The sequence below is a fragment of the Vibrio sp. QJM3NY_27 genome (assembly GCF_057785955.1).
In genome coordinates, this window is record NZ_CM173512.1 from 163,418 (window position 1) to 178,547 (window position 15,130).

Below are 15,130 nucleotides of genomic sequence, written 5' to 3' on the forward strand. Positions count from 1 at the left end.
TTGAGGTTATTTTCGAAACGAATAACATTCCATCCACTTCCAACTAATAGAAACTTCTTAGATACAATAATACTTGACTCATATTTGATGATTATCACCAAACTTCTTGAATAGGAAATTTCACATAGATAGTCTAAGCGCATTAACTACATTCTTATACAAACTAGAGGTTTTATGTCAGCACTTTCTTCATTAATGGCATTTTCTATAAACAAAGATCTACAAGAACTCGAATCTTCTCAAAAAGATTCTAAATTTGTTTTTGATGGTATTGTACTGCAAGGGCAATCCACAGTAATATTTTCACCACCAAACTCTGGAAAGACACTGTTCCTAATAAATCAATTACATAAGGCGTATTTCAATAACACACTTAATGGCTTGGAAGTTTTTTACATTAATGCTGACGACTCAAGAGCTGGATTAATTGAGAAGACTAAATTACTAAATGAAATAAATGTCCATATGTTAGCACCCGGGTATAACAAGTTTGAAATAAAAAAGTTCCAAAGCATGGTTAGAAAAATCATTTATAACGATGAATCACATAAAGTATGTTTTATTCTTGATACGATCAAAAAGTTCTCGGATACAATGGACAAAAAGATGATGCGAGAATTTGGAATTCTACTAAGCGAGTTTGTTTCAACAGGGGGAACTCTCATTGGCCTTGGTCATACCAATAAAAACCGATCCACTAATGGCGAACTAATTTATTCTGGCACAACAGACTTAATCGAAGATTGTAACTGCATATATATGTTAGATGTATTGAATAAACACTCTTTAGATGAGTCAACTGAAGAAAAGACCTTAAGGCTCTATAACACAAAATTACGAGGTGATAACTTACTTGAACTAAATTTCAAATATACAAAAAAAGTAGGTTCATCTTATAAAGATCTAGTAAACTCTTTCGTTTTTATTTCTAATGAAGAATTCCAAATTCAAGAGGAAAGAAGAAAGTCACAAGAAAGTTACAGTAACTTTATTAAGGAATACGATGATGCTTATAACCTTATCATCTCTTTCTTATCGAATAAAAAAAGCATTGAAAAAGGTGTACTTAGACAACACCTTCAAGATAATACTGATTATGGACGAGATAAATGCAGTAACATCATTTCCTTTCTCGAAGAAAAGTTAATTTGTTACGAACTCGGTGGTAAAACCAAACGACAAAAGATGTATAGCTTAATTTAGCTTAGATCATTAAGTTTATTAAGAATATTAAAATAACTGAATGTTCTAAATAAACTAAATATAAAAGCCTAGTGATATTCACTAGGCTTATTTTCAATTATTTTTAACCAAAGAGTGGCATATCATACGGAGAATATACCACCATGCATACACTGAATAGTAACTCTGACCATCATTATCATTAAGTAGACCATGCGCTACTTCATTTCGAAAGTTACACCCTAAATTTTCAGTAAATATCGTTTTAAGCGCAAATGAACACTCTTCCCCAAAAATCTCAGTAAATTTGAGTTTATCAGTCAAAGCACTTAATCCAATTTCATGCTCAATTCCATGCTCTATCGTAGTAGTGTGCTCACCAACGTCTTTAAGCTTTGTTCTGACAATATGTTCAATTTGTGGGCTTAAAAGATGAATCGCGGCGGAGAAATCATGTTCAAAGCCAAACCATAGTGCCAACCCTAAATTTCTTTCTCGATCATGAGGCACTAAAGGAGAATGAAAGCAAAGTGACTCTAGAAATTCTCGAGAAAAATGATGTTCTTCTAATAACTGGTCTAATGCAGGGATGATTGAAGTTTTCGCAGTAAAGTCCATATTAAACAGGTAATTTTCAACCATTTGTTGTTGCATTGCTCCGCAAAACGAATCTTCTTCTTTCGCAAAGTCATGTACTGGAGAGCGACCAATCACGCGACCATCACGCGAGGTATGTACTGAACTAATCATTGACTTAAATACTGATGCCTCAAGGCTTTTCGATGCTTCTGCCCGCATCGTCCCCATATCTCGTTCTGCTCCAGTTAACCCACAAAAGTAAAGCAAAGCTTTGCTTGTATCAACCTTCCCTGATACATGCTGTTTTGAAGCTTCAATTAAGTCTGTTACATCTGGTATCGGAATTGATATGGTCTTAAGCTCGTCAAGCATTTTCGCCCCAGTCAGCGAAATGTCATGCCTTAGTTCACTTATATGTCGATCTACGGCAAATTTTTCTCGATACTTATTAGGGATGCTTCTGTAGGCTTCCATTGACTGTTCATAAAAAGAATTAGCAATCATTGCCGAGCTCGGCAACCTATTATCTCCCTCTTCTTTGTAACTATTTGCAAAAAACACCAATGACTCAAGCCACTTTGATTTATCCTCAAATTTCGATGAAACCTGAATAGCTAACTCCATGAACATGCGTGATGCGTAGTAATCTTTTTTTTGGCTTAGGTCTGCCGCTAATGTTATTAACCGAGTAAAAAACGCATCAAGATTTTTAGGTGTACATCCAGTTTTAACTAGCAACTTAGACACCCACAACACCATGAATTTATGCTCACCGTGATCAACGCTAAGCTCATGCTCTAATCTATCTGTAATCGTCGCTAAACGCTCGAAATCTCTTAATTGTAAACAGAGCCTAATGGCACGCTCCCATTGTTTATCTTGATAGGATATCCAAGCATCAGCATCAATATCTTCTTTTGTATAACAATCCACCGCGAGTCTTACCCACTCTGGATCTTTTCCTCTCTTTGTCCAGAGCCAAAGGATATCTGAAATCCTAGCTTTTAACCAAATATCATCAGTTAAAGGTAATATCGATTGATAGAATGCAAGCTCTTGTTCTAGAAAAGCCTCAGGTACCCATGTCCCCGTAAATAGTCCTTTCGTAAAAGGGGTATTTACACTTTCTGGATGGTGAAGCTTTAGGCTTAGTGCCTTCCCGAGCATTAGTAAAACATGCCTCTTCTCTTCATCTGTTTCCTTTTCCATCAGAGAGTGTATATGCCACTCATACGAATGTTCATGCTCAGGTTTTATTTGACAAGAGCTATCCCAGTCTAATTCTGTGAAGACAGTGTTATAATCAACCGTCATTAATTTACCTTTTTAATTAAATTCCTGAATCAAATGCCATTAAGCTTAAAACGCGCACGATAATTGCGCTATGTTACTTTTTTAATGCCTCGTTCGATGTTCTGACTAATCTGAATAACGATTGCATTAATACATTCATCGATAAACTCATCATCTTCTAAATCAATACTTTCACCTGAAGCTATTAACCTAGCATTTAGTGTATAAATCAACCTATCTATCGTATGTTCTAACCACTTTGTGTCGACTTGGTAATCAGTATCAATACCTGTCAGAAATGCTTTTCTTACTTTTGTTTTTATAACTATGTTTAGTAGAGATGGAGAACTTCTAAATATGTTCATGCATTTTATTTAAAAATTACTTTTTTAAGCATGATTTTTCAATCTTTTTTAATTAGTTTGGGCAGTCGCTGCTTTTGTGACTTTTCATCGATAACAGTTGTCATCGAGTCAATAAGACGGACAAACCTATCACTTCTGACACCAGCTTGATCTAACTGCCCTAAAGACTTGGAGATACGATTATACTGCCGATTTATTTGAACCTTATCCCCAAGTTCAAACGCCTTAAGCCACTTCTCACATTGTTTAAGTACGTTGTCAAAGTTTCGTCGAATTAAAGCTAGGGTTTGCTCTTGAGTCTCTTGTTGGCGAGCTGCTTTTACTCGCCACAGCGGGGCTCGCCTTTTCGCTGAGTTACTGTATTTCTTTTGCGCAACATAGTCTGTGTGGCAAATTCCTAACTCAGACTTTACCGCTAGATTAAAAGCCTGTTTAGCTATATGAATGGCTCCTTTCTTTTGCAGATCCCTTAGGTATTGACCATCGTTTGTGAACTTGCCAAAAAGAACATGAAGATGATCACCTGTACCACGAATGTTGTCATTTTGCTGCTGATGCAGTACCGCACGTACAATTCCATTAAAATCCTTAGAACCCAATCCCATCGAACGAGACAGATTAGCAACAATGATTTTTAACATTGATTGCCATTGTCGTTCTGTTGGTCTAATTCCTTTAGGCAAAGTAAACACATACTCCATCGCAGGTGAGGGTGGCCTACCACCTTTGCGATTCAAAAGTTGTGCTAGCTTACGTTTTTCACATTGATATTGAATATTGAGGCTAGTTTGGTTGTTGCCCCAAATATTAATGATACGTTCAGTATTGGAGTGATTTTTATGACTAGAGTTTTGAAAATACAGCTCTCGGGCTGCTGTTGATTTAATTGATTCTACCGTTACTGTCCAGTTGTTAATTGTCATACTTTATTGACAACTTACTAAATTTAAAACACTGAATCAAATCGAGTAATTTGTACAAGTTAGTCAAGATAGGCAAATCTAAAGATTTGCCGCCTTGGACGGGGGACTTCATCCCCCATCCCCCCCTGACAACCGAAGAAAAAGGCGCTATTCGCGCCTTCTTATTCAGTTAACTAGATATACTGCTTACATTGTAAGTACAACTCATGTAATTTGCTATCACCTCGAAACCCATAGCTCCTTAAAAGCATCATATTAAAAAATAATTCTTGGTACTCTTCATCAATATAATCGATATCAGAAAGCTGAACAGCCGAGAGAGCCCCCCCATCGCGATAGTAATTACAAAAAGCTGTGGCTAGAAAAATGGCCGCCCTTGAATTATCACTAATAGTTAATAACCTCGTCATCTTTTTAACAAAAACTGTTGTTTCTTCTTTAAATTCGATTAATTTTAACATTCTAATTCACCTTTAGGTTAATGATCCTGCATATTAAGCAGAAGAATTAGACGAGACACCAGTATTATTCATTTAATTCATAATAATAAGGCACGTTTTCCAATAATTAGTATTAATGTGTAAGTTTCACCTTTGATTAACAATTAAATTAAGCTAAAGCACTTGTTTTTTAACTGAAGTATTCCTATTATTTTAGACGATTACGTTCAACCTTAGTTTCTTTTATCCCTCTAGAATAAAATTTTTTGAATATCTCATTCCAACTTTCACTTCCTTCTACATCTTCCAGTTTGGGAAGGTAGTTCATGATTTTAGATTCTACGATACCAAGATCTAGGTTTAATGGCATCCACTGATATCGTCCCTTGCTTGGGTATAATTTGTTCAAAAGATCATTTGAGTGGAGTTGGGTTAACATATCTAGAATAATTCCCGAAGAGCGTGTAATTTCTTTATTAGGAACATCATACTTGTATGTAAATGGAACAAAAACAGACTTAGATCCTTCATCTGTTAAATACCTAAACGGCTTCACATCAAATTCTCTAATTTGGCCATTTCTAAATATGAAACGTATCGAAATACAAGTAACTTGACCTGTTTTTGAATATTTTGAACTAATTACATTTCTTCCAATTTCGATACTTGTTAATACCCTTGTAAGATTGTTTCTAATCTCTGATCTGGTCGGATGCAGATAGTCATTCATGATATCTTTTGTAAATATATCTTTTGACAACAATTCAAAAACTCTTGCTATTTCAGGCGTATCAAATTCACTCATCTCAATTAGGATTCTATTTAATTTTTCTTCTGTATTTTCAATTAAATCTAGAATCCTAGCGCTACTATTCTTTTTATATCGAGTGGTTAAATCATCTAAGTTAGCATTTAACTCTTCTTTTTGATTTTCTAGACTAATTTTTCTAGTTTCTAATTCTTCTGAATCAATAGTTGAAACAAGGTATTTATCTCTACAAACGGCAAGAGTGACAAGCTCTAACATCTGAGTGCTGTAATTCTCTCGACTATGATTACCTTTCGCAGCAAAACCACATACATAATTGATAGCACTGTTACCACGTCCTTTATCAACGTATACCATCGAGCTGCCGCACGTTTTACATTTAACCAATCCTTTAAGTAAATGTACCGCCCCGGTTTCAGGTGCTCGTCCACCTTTAGCAGCTTTAATTCTTTTTAATTTTTCGAACGTTATTTCATCAACAATCGGAGGGTAATAATTCTCTAATCGATATACAGTGTCATCTATCGTAATGTGTTTTTCTCCTATAAGACTTGGCTTATTAAAGAGCTCACTAATTGCTGTATAATCCCACCTATCGATATCTACGTTTTGGCGATTGTTTTTCCTTACTGGTGAGTAATGATAATATTCGTCAAGATGTTTTTTGATCTTTAGCACCCCTACACTGTTGAGATATAACTCAATAGCCTTGCGAACACCGTCAGCATTACTATTTAATGTATTGGTTTTTTGATCTATCCAAAAAGGAACGCGCCCCAAAGTACTTTGTGGTTGCCCTGTTTCCCTCCATCGTCTCAACCCTTCTCTCATTGCAGCCTTAACTCGTTTACTTTTAGTCAACGATTCTTCATTTGCGCGCTGCATCGTGATCAAAGAAACAATAAGGTCTGCGGTAAGGTTTATACTCCGTGCATCAAACATTTTTCCATCAATATGCGTATATACACGCACACCACGATTGATAATACTTAGTAGTTGCTCCATAGCAACGTTTACAGTTTCTCGTGAGAGACGATCAAGAGAGAACACGACAAGGATACTACCGGAGGATATCTCGCCACTTTCGATTCGAGATAACACAAGTCCAAGAGCCCCTTCTTTATGTTTGCCATGGTATGCGCTTAACCCATGATCAACAAAGTTCTCATCATTTATAGGAAGGTTATATTCTTGCGATAGGTTTTCGAGGACGCTTTTCTGCTGCTGTGTTTCTAAACCAACACCTTGCAACTGTTTGGTGGTGCTAACCCGAGCATAGTTATAGATTTTAGGGCTAATTATCATACTTTAGTGGCTTCACTACAGAATCTAAGCCCTCAATCTTGAGAGCTAAACAGAGCTGCATTAAATCACCCAACTCTCCCGAAGGAAACTGTTTTTTATTGGCGAACCACAGCAAATATTCTTCAGGCAAGTCAATCAACGTACGACCAGCGTATTTACCAAATGGCATTTGCATTCTAGCAAGTTTAATCAGGTTCTCTTTCTCTAGCATTACAGGCTCTTTCTAAGCGTCATCGATATTCTGTAGAGTATCACCTAAACGTTCAACCCAATAGTTGATCGCATCTTTGGCATCACCAAGCGAGTCAATCATGGTTGAAAATCTTCATAACTGGTGAATTTAGTTGCGGTTTTAATTGGGCCGCCTGCACAACCAAACAAAAAGATGCTGGTTGCAACAAACAAGAGAAGTTTTAAAGGTGTCATAGCGCACTTCGGTTAAATTTATGAATCTAAACAAGTATGCCGCACCCTATGTGAAAAAGTTGTAGGAAAAGGGGTTAAAACTCAGAGCTATCTCTAAAATTAGTCATGCTGAACGGTGTGTGCATACTCTACGATTACCTGATTTCCTTCGATATAAGCATTTTGGATCTCACCATCAACGCTCATTCTACTTTTCAGGTAGACCACTTTCGGCCCTGACTCATTACCTTCTTTAAGCGAAGGAAACACATTCCTAGGCTCTAAATGAAGTAAACGACAAAAGTGACTAACGAAAGACATCGTTAATGGCGTCTCGCCTCTTAGCACTCTAGAGAAATCAAGCTGGTTCATTCCAAGCTTTTTTGAAAACTCCATTTGCGTAATACGCATTCTCGATTTTTGTGACATCCACGTTTGATATAACGCGTCTCTATCTAGTTCTGTGAATTCCATACCGACTCCTTTATATAATTCATACCAATCAATTGTCCGGCTTTTCATACATAACATGTCAGGGTTTGGTTAGTGGAAACCAAAGGTTTGGTTTTGATATGCGCGCAATTGTCGTACAGAACAAAAAATCACAATCGAAAGCATTCACAAAAGCAATTAGAGTAAATACTTTCTTTATTTATATCAATAATTTATACGTTGGTGAACTAAACATATAGCAAGTTAATTTGTATTAAGAATTATAAGTTCGAGATTAGCATTCCACATTTAAATCTATTGTGTCGCATTTATAAAAGCTGTTGGCTACATTTCGTTTGCTCAAACTCACTTCTGGCAAACTATTTGAAAGAATAGGACGCAAAGCCACCGGTCTGTCGACATATATTCTGTCTATGATAGCGGGGCCGCCACTTAATAGAATTTAAGTGTAAATGCATGCCGGAGTGTTCTCTTTTTTGTCGGCCAAATACAGTAAGGACAAATAATGAAACAACTCCCAAAAAAATCGCTCATCGCGCTATCGCTACTTAGCGTCAGTGGAGCAAGCTTCGGTCACGGTTATGTCTCGGCATACGATAATGGCGTAGCAGAAAGCCGTGTCGCGTTGTGTAAATTCCCAGCGAGTGATACACAACAAAAAAACATAGGCTGTGGTGGTATTCAATATGAACCACAAAGTGTAGAAGGCCCTGAGGGCTTCCCTGAAAGCGGCCCTGCCGATGGTAAAATCGCCAGTGCGCAATCTTCTTTAGCAGCAGCGCTAGACGAGCAAACAGCCGATCGCTGGGTTAAACGCCCGATCAAGTCTGGTTCTCAATACTTTGAGTGGACGTTCACAGCGAACCACAAAACTCGCGACTGGAAATACTATATTACGCAACCCGACTGGAACCCGAACCAACCTTTGGCGCGCAGCTCTTTCGACTTAACGCCATTCTGTGTTATTGAAGGCAACATGGAACAACCACCGATGCAAGTCAGCCACTTGTGTAATGTGCCAGAACGCGAAGGTTATCAAGTGATCCTTGCGGTATGGGATGTAGGTGACACTGCAGCGGCTTTCTACAATGTTATCGATGTGAAGTTTGATGGCGACGGCCCTATCATTCCTGATTGGGATCAAGGCGGTCAAATCAACCCAACGCAAGACCTGAATGTAGGTGACGCTGTTTACACTCGCGTCTTCGACCAATCTGGTGAGAACGCTTCATACAGTACAGAGCTAGTGATTGAGAACAACGAGCAAGGTAAAGCGAACAACTGGTCTTACGCGCTTGCTTCTAAGATCAATCAAGAGCAAACGCAAATCAAAGCGGGCCAGTTAAACGATCAAAACGATTTCGCGCCAGTGTACGGCACTAACCCTGTTTATCTAAAATCAGGTTCAGGCTTTAAGAGCGTAGAAATCGGTTACAAGATTGATACTCCAGAGCCAGATCATGAGCTAGAAGTCACAGGCCTAGAGTCTGAGTATGTTATTGATGAGAACCAACCTACACAGCTTGATCTTACATTAGCGGCAACTGGCGATATTCAAGCAGAACTGACCGTTTACAACCATCACCGTGAAGCACTTGCATCTCAGAAATCTGAGTTATCAGACGGACAAGTTGAAGATGTTCAACTCACTCTATCTAAGTCGGAAGCAGGCCACCACATGCTTGTAGTCGTGACGAAAGATGACCAAGGTAACCTAGTAGATCAAAATACGCTTGATTTCCATCTAATGGACGAGCAAACGCCTCCACCAGCCGGCGATTATGACTTCATATTCCCTGAAAGCATTGAGTCTTACACAGCAGGTACTAAGGTTCTGAGCAGCGACGGCGGCGTTTATCAGTGTAAAGAGTTCCCATACTCTGGTTACTGTGTCCAATGGGCTCCAACAGCAACTCAGTACGAACCAGGTGTCGGTTCACACTGGCAAAGTGCTTGGAACAAAGTGGACTAAGTACTCGCTAGATACTTACTTTGTATTAAGTGAGTTTTAGTCATCAACCAAACAAAAACGGATGCCCAAAGCATCCGTTTTCTTGTTCAGTAAAAGTAGAAATGCCAGTTGTTAAAGTAGATAGTGGTCTGCCAACAGAGCAACAAACAAGATCATGAGATGATAGATGGAGAACTTAAAGGTCTTCATCGCCATATTAGGCTCATCACGATACTTAAGTACCCAAGCGTGGTAAACAAACCCACCGTTGAGCACCAATGAAGCGCTCAGATATATCCAGCTGCTCATGCCGACCAACACTGGCAATATACATACGATGCTTAGCAGCAAGGTATAGAGCAAAATCGATGTTTTGGTGTAAGCAATACCATGGGTCACAGGCAGCATGGGAATATTCACTTTGGCATACTCATCACGACGATGAATTGCCAACGCCCAGAAGTGCGGAGGCGTCCAAATAAAGATGATCATCACCAACAGCCAAGCATTTGAATGCAGTTCATTGGTTACGGCCGTCCAGCCTAATAAGGGTGGCATAGCGCCAGCAATTCCGGCTATCACAATGTTTTGCGGCGTCGCTCGCTTCAGATACATGGTATAAATCACCGCGTAACCTAATAAGCTCGCAAAAGTTAACCAAGCGGTGAGTTGATTGACCCACACCACTAGCACGACAAAACCAAGTAAGCCAATACCAGACGCAAAACTGAACACACGCACACTACTCAGTTCACCCGACGGTAAAGGTCGTCGATTAGTGCGAGTCATTTGCCCATCGATCTTTTTGTCGATCAAATGATTAAAAGCAGCTGCCGAACCGGCCATCAGCCCTATCCCAATCATTCCGAACAAAGTTTGTTGTAAGGGCAATCCATTGGGTACCGCTAAACACATACCAACCAATGCAGTCAGCAGCATCAAAGCCACTACCTTGGGTTTAGTCAGTGTTAAATAGACCTTCCAAGTTGCTTTATTTTTCGAGACCAAATCACTTGTTGAAACCACTTCGTTTCCTGAGGAAATTCTATGATTGGTCGCACTTTCATTGCTTGATGCTCCACCTTGAACCATCACTCTATTTTGTGTCGACGTTCTACTGACCATGATTACCTCCTTGTAATACATTGTTCTTAGCCAAACACTCGCTTGGTTTGTACTGCCACACCACAAAGTTAGTCACAACCATACTCACAAGCAACATTGCCGCCATTAGGTTATGCAAAACCGCAACGGATATCGGCAGGTGGAACAAGACATTGCTAATCCCCAAACTGACTTGAGCAAACAACACCATCACAACAATGATACTCAGCTTCTGTTGAGGTGCTTTACCCAACTTCCAAAGTTGATACACAATCATCAACACAGTTAATGTGGCAACAATAGCCCCGAACCTATGCATGACATGTATGGTGAGCCTTGCTGGATACGCCAACACGCCAAACTCATAGTTATCATGTCCGCGTTGAGCAAAATCGAATGCATTTTTGAAATCGAGATAACTTGTCCAGTTCCCTTCACAAATGGGTAATTGCGTACACACAAGAGCGGCATAGTTGGATGACGTCCACCCACCTAACAAGATCTGCCCAACCACCACTATCAACCCAAGCAGCGCCCAAGCTTTAAGTTTTGACGGATAAACAGGTCCACTAGAACGACTCTGAATATTGGATAAACGGCAATAGAGCAAGCAAAGAAGGGACAACAACGTAAAGCCACCCATCAAGTGCGCCATCACGACCACAGGCATGAGTTTGAGAGTGACCGTCCACATACCAAGCAAAGCCTGAAAGATCACAGTTGCGGAGATAACGAGAGGAAGGCCCATCGGTGAAATGTTTTTCTGGATACACCAAGTAACGACCACGAAGATAAGAATTCCTAACGATCCTGCAAAGTAGCGATGTACCATCTCGATCCAGGCTTTTTCAGCTTCAAGCGCTCGTTCTGGAAATTGTAGATTCGCTTCATTCACCGCTAATGCATCGGAAGGCACGGTGATCTTGCCATAACATCCCGGCCAATCTGGACAGCCAAGGCCAGCATCAGACAAACGCGTGTAAGCACCGAGCACAATAACAGTCAGAGTTAACAAGATAGTCACTCTCATAATAAACATGAGTAACTTTGGAGCTCCTTTTTGCATCGCTTATCTCCCTATACGAACCATCAACACCTAATGATTACTCGCCATTACCCCACTCTCGACAGCTTGAGTAGTTTTCGTAAATCATGAATCATTCCTTTCGATTGGCTGACTAACTGCGAAGAGTCCGAAACGCTCTTATATTCCATCACCAGTTGCCCAAGAGGATCGATAATGACGATTGAAGCAGGCGCAAACTCAGTACTGAGTTGATCACCTCCAGCCAAGAAAGACAAATCAGGCTTGTTGAGCGAACTCACCAATGAATCCCCTTCTGAAACAAAAACAACAGCGGTCACTCTTTCTTTGTTCTTCCCTAAAGCTAAATAACTTTGATTCAAATAATGGAGTTGTTGTTCACACAAGCTTTCGCACTCTGTAGGGGCGATATAACCCACTAACCAACCCTCTCCAGCCATGGGTACCGTTACGCCAAAATCTTTCAGCGTGACCCTTGGTTCAATCAATTCTCCTGAGTTGGTTACTCCTGACGTATACCAGCTCTGTTCCAATACGGTTTTGGCGATAATCGCTGGCAGAGCAAAAATTAGAACCAATCCGATTAATACTAAACGCCCCTTAGTGCGACGCTTTTTAAACTCAACCATGTTTGCATCGGTACTTTCCCTGTTCACTTGTGCTTGAGACTTATCCATCTTGATTCTCCGTGATAGGTGTCTTTTTTAGGTACCGATAGCCAATTAACAACATCAAAAACAAAAGTACCACTGCCATTACAAACCATTGAAATGAGTAACCGAAGTGCTTTTCAGATTTCATAGCCGTTGGTCGCCACAACAACTCATAAGGCCACGATTCTAAGCTTTGCGGTTGGAAGACAAAGGGCAGCACTTCTTGCCCTGTGTACTCTGATAACGCTGTGATGTTGATGTTTTGAATTCTTTTAGGCGTTGTATTTTCTAAAGCCAACTCATGACTTAGAGGGTTCACCGAACGAGTGTACAAACGCCCTGACATATTGGTTGGTAATGTGATATTTCCTAGTTGCGGTAGCTCTCTTCTGTCACGGCTTGCCACAACAAACCCAAGGTCTATCAGTAGTTGATGTTTGCGCAAGAACTGCTTTCCTTGAACTTGAACTTCCCCCAACATGTAAATCACATACCCCACCGTTCCTTGGTTAATCTGGTTGTCTAACAAGATCACCAAACCACTTGATGTTTCCAATGTCACGTCAACCTTCAAACCATTTAAAGACTGCTGTTCAGATAAATCTTGCGCTTGTGTACGCGAGTTCTGCAATTCAGAGATAACCCCATCCAATGACCTAGGTGATTGCTGCGCTCTTTCTGATAGCTGCTGTTCATAACGTAGTTTCTCGTTACCTCTGTCTAACTGCCACAAACCCAACTTGATTAAAATGCCGACTGAAACCACAGTTAAAACAACCGCTATCCAAAAACCTTTACTGCGGAACTTGTGTTCATCATCAATCAATCGGTTTGGAGTTATCACTATGGCGTCATCTACCTTTGTGTTGTTGTTTAAAATTGTATTGGTCGCTTTGCTATTTTTTATCGCTTTCAACCTGATGAAAGGGCTAATCCAAATCGCCTCAGGTAAACACAATGGCAAAAGACTGAGTCACTTCTTGGGTCGTCGAGTCATGTGGTCAGCCGTTGTCGTGCTACTGTTATTACTGGCGTTAGGTTCAGGAATGATAACTCCCAACCCTCGCCCTTATTAAGCCCATACAAACCTAACAGCTAGACCGATATATTTCGTTAGAGCACATAAACAAACACAAACAGACCTAACCAAACCACATCAACAAAGTGCCAATACCAACTGCCCGCTTGGAACGCAAAGTGGTCTTTCGGAGTGAAGTGGTCCTTCGCAACTCTCGCCAGTAACACAATCAAAAAAATCGTTCCTAAACACACATGCAAACCATGGAATCCTGTCAATAAGAAGAAGGTGTTGCCATAGATACCGGATTGAAGCGTCAGCCCCATCTCTTGATACGCGTGAAGGTACTCTTCAACTTGGAAGAATAGGAAGAAGCCAGCCAGAACAATGGTTACCTCCAACCACACGATCAAAGCCATACGCTTATTTTGTTCAAGACTGATATGTGCCATGTGCAGCGTCACAGAGGAAAGCAGCAGGATAATGGTGTTCTTAAGCGGGATACCTTGCCAAGGCATTGCTTGCGTCGTCACACCATCTGGTGTGGTGGTCAGCGGCCATATCGACTGAAACATCGGCCACAACACTTCGTGAGTCATTGCATTGTTGCCTGCGCCACCAATCCAGGGCACAGAAATCATGCGAGCATAAAAAAGTGCGCCAAAGAAAGCACCGAAAAACATAATTTCAGAGAAGATGAACCAGCTCATACCTTGTCGAAACGAACGAGATATCTGCTCAGAATAGAGGCCGCTTAGCGATTCGGTGATCACATTGCTAAACCAACCTGCGAGCATGTAAAGCAACACACAAAACCCAACTAACAGCACTGCTTTTCCAAACACACCACCAGCAGAATCGGTACCCATGTTTTGCACCGTCAAGCCAGCGCCAACCGCGACCAAAAACAATGCAACGGCACCCACTAATGGCCAGTGGCTTTGATGTGGAACGAAATAAACTTCCTTTTTAGAACTCATCGCTCAACTCCTTATGTTGATACTGGTTCTGTAAATCCCTAGTTACTTGCGAGTGTCTCAGCTTGAGCCTGACTCTTGTTCAAGCCAACATCACTTGTGATATTAAACAAGGTGTAAGAGAGAGTGAGCGTATGAATCGATTCTGGGATCTCAGGCTCAATGTAGAAGATCAGCCCCATCTCAGCGCTCTTATGTCCGTCCAGAGGCTGCTGGTTAAAGCAGAAGCACTCCATTTTATTAAAATATGTCGCTCCATTTCCGGGAGACACCGATGGCACCGCTTGCCCAACTAACGAAAGACCCGATAAGTTTTTCGCAATGTAATTCGTTTGAACCACTTCCCCAGGGTGAACCTCTAACACTCGCGTTTCAGGCACAAACTGCCATGGCATATCTGGCTTAATGTGCGACATGAACTCCACTCGAACCGTGCGAGAATAATCAGGTTGCATTCCTTGAGGCTGAACCGCTGAAACCGTGTTGGTTTTCCCGTTGATCCCCAAAGCTTCACACATCACGTCATACAGAGGAACCAGAGCGAAGCCAAAGCCAAACATGCCAATCACACTCAGCACCAAGTAGCCCGTCAACGTCTTTGTCGAGCGTTTGGGTGATGGCTGGTTATTGCTGTCTTGTTGGTGGTTTTTGTTATCGCTCATACTCCT

The 15,130-nt window shown here is 40.6% G+C and carries 16 protein-coding genes and 1 riboswitch; of the genes, 3 read left to right on the forward strand and 13 right to left on the reverse strand.

Features of this window, described 5'->3' with window-relative positions; all coding sequences use genetic code 11:
* The first annotated feature begins 174 nt into the window (after nt 1-174).
* The gene (locus AC3CIA_RS16620) at nt 175-1,203 is read left to right on the forward strand and encodes an AAA family ATPase (protein ID WP_488519292.1); all 1,029 of its coding nucleotides are present in this window, start codon (nt 175-177) and stop codon (nt 1,201-1,203) included.
* Between the two features lie 93 nt (nt 1,204-1,296).
* Here the strand turns inward: AC3CIA_RS16620 and AC3CIA_RS16625 are convergent, their stop codons facing one another.
* The 7 genes from AC3CIA_RS16625 to AC3CIA_RS16655 all read right to left on the reverse strand — a co-directional run bounded on the left by AC3CIA_RS16625 (nt 1,297) and on the right by AC3CIA_RS16655 (nt 7,735).
* Nucleotides 1,297-3,075, reverse strand: a complete 1,779-nt coding sequence (locus AC3CIA_RS16625; protein ID WP_488519293.1) for a DUF7380 domain-containing protein — start codon at nt 3,073-3,075, stop codon at nt 1,297-1,299.
* A gap of 68 nt (nt 3,076-3,143) precedes the next feature.
* A complete protein-coding gene (locus tag AC3CIA_RS16630; RefSeq protein ID WP_488519294.1) occupies nt 3,144-3,419 on the reverse strand; it encodes a hypothetical protein in 276 nt (91 codons plus the stop codon).
* A 38-nt stretch (nt 3,420-3,457) separates the two neighbouring features.
* Nucleotides 3,458-4,342: a hypothetical protein gene (locus AC3CIA_RS16635; protein WP_488519295.1), complete on the reverse strand. Its 885-nt coding sequence runs from the start codon at nt 4,340-4,342 to the stop codon at nt 3,458-3,460.
* Between the two features lie 173 nt (nt 4,343-4,515).
* On the reverse strand, nt 4,516-4,803 hold the full coding sequence (locus tag AC3CIA_RS16640; RefSeq protein ID WP_488519296.1) for a hypothetical protein: 288 nt from the start codon (nt 4,801-4,803) through the stop codon (nt 4,516-4,518).
* 187 nt (nt 4,804-4,990) lie between these two features.
* Nucleotides 4,991-6,856 (reverse strand): recombinase family protein, encoded by a 1,866-nt coding sequence (locus AC3CIA_RS16645; RefSeq protein ID WP_488519297.1) that lies wholly within the window; start codon nt 6,854-6,856, stop codon nt 4,991-4,993.
* Nucleotides 6,846-7,067 carry a DUF3820 family protein gene (locus AC3CIA_RS16650; RefSeq protein ID WP_488519298.1) on the reverse strand — a complete coding sequence of 74 codons (222 nt, stop codon included), beginning with the start codon at nt 7,065-7,067 and terminating at the stop codon, nt 6,846-6,848. The genes AC3CIA_RS16645 and AC3CIA_RS16650 overlap by 11 nt, the downstream gene beginning before the upstream one ends.
* Before the next feature lie 314 nt (nt 7,068-7,381).
* The gene (locus tag AC3CIA_RS16655) at nt 7,382-7,735 is read right to left on the reverse strand and encodes a hypothetical protein (RefSeq protein ID WP_017066796.1); all 354 of its coding nucleotides are present in this window, start codon (nt 7,733-7,735) and stop codon (nt 7,382-7,384) included.
* 322 nt (nt 7,736-8,057) lie between these two features.
* A riboswitch (cyclic di-GMP riboswitch) is annotated at nt 8,058-8,147 on the forward strand.
* 72 nt (nt 8,148-8,219) lie between these two features.
* On the opposite strand from AC3CIA_RS16655, the gene gbpA reads away from it, so the two are divergent.
* Nucleotides 8,220-9,686 carry an N-acetylglucosamine-binding protein GbpA gene (gbpA, locus tag AC3CIA_RS16660; protein ID WP_488519299.1) on the forward strand — a complete coding sequence of 489 codons (1,467 nt, stop codon included), beginning with the start codon at nt 8,220-8,222 and terminating at the stop codon, nt 9,684-9,686.
* Between the two features lie 111 nt (nt 9,687-9,797).
* Here gbpA and cyoE read toward each other — a convergent pair whose 3' ends face one another.
* Genes cyoE through AC3CIA_RS16680 form a run of 4 tightly spaced genes read right to left on the reverse strand, consistent with a single transcriptional unit; the run spans nt 9,798 to nt 13,425 of the window.
* Nucleotides 9,798-10,790, reverse strand: coding sequence for a heme o synthase (gene cyoE / locus AC3CIA_RS16665; RefSeq protein WP_488519300.1), 993 nt, complete (start codon nt 10,788-10,790; stop codon nt 9,798-9,800).
* Nucleotides 10,780-11,835, reverse strand: a complete 1,056-nt coding sequence (locus AC3CIA_RS16670; protein WP_488519301.1) for a COX15/CtaA family protein — start codon at nt 11,833-11,835, stop codon at nt 10,780-10,782. The genes cyoE and AC3CIA_RS16670 overlap by 11 nt, the downstream gene beginning before the upstream one ends.
* A 47-nt stretch (nt 11,836-11,882) precedes the next feature.
* Nucleotides 11,883-12,491 (reverse strand): hypothetical protein, encoded by a 609-nt coding sequence (locus AC3CIA_RS16675; RefSeq protein ID WP_017075831.1) that lies wholly within the window; start codon nt 12,489-12,491, stop codon nt 11,883-11,885.
* On the reverse strand, nt 12,484-13,425 hold the full coding sequence (locus tag AC3CIA_RS16680; RefSeq protein WP_488519302.1) for an SURF1 family protein: 942 nt from the start codon (nt 13,423-13,425) through the stop codon (nt 12,484-12,486). The genes AC3CIA_RS16675 and AC3CIA_RS16680 overlap by 8 nt, the downstream gene beginning before the upstream one ends.
* Here AC3CIA_RS16680 and AC3CIA_RS16685 point away from each other — a divergent pair.
* A complete protein-coding gene (locus tag AC3CIA_RS16685) occupies nt 13,313-13,543 on the forward strand; it encodes a DUF2909 family protein (protein WP_029225153.1) in 231 nt (76 codons plus the stop codon). The genes AC3CIA_RS16680 and AC3CIA_RS16685 overlap by 113 nt on opposite strands.
* Before the next feature lie 37 nt (nt 13,544-13,580).
* Here the strand turns inward: AC3CIA_RS16685 and AC3CIA_RS16690 are convergent, their stop codons facing one another.
* The gene (locus tag AC3CIA_RS16690) at nt 13,581-14,465 is read right to left on the reverse strand and encodes a cytochrome c oxidase subunit 3 (protein ID WP_488519303.1); all 885 of its coding nucleotides are present in this window, start codon (nt 14,463-14,465) and stop codon (nt 13,581-13,583) included.
* Between the two features lie 38 nt (nt 14,466-14,503).
* Nucleotides 14,504-15,124 (reverse strand): cytochrome c oxidase assembly protein, encoded by a 621-nt coding sequence (locus AC3CIA_RS16695; protein WP_488519304.1) that lies wholly within the window; start codon nt 15,122-15,124, stop codon nt 14,504-14,506.
* Nucleotides 15,125-15,130: the final 6 nt, after the last annotated feature.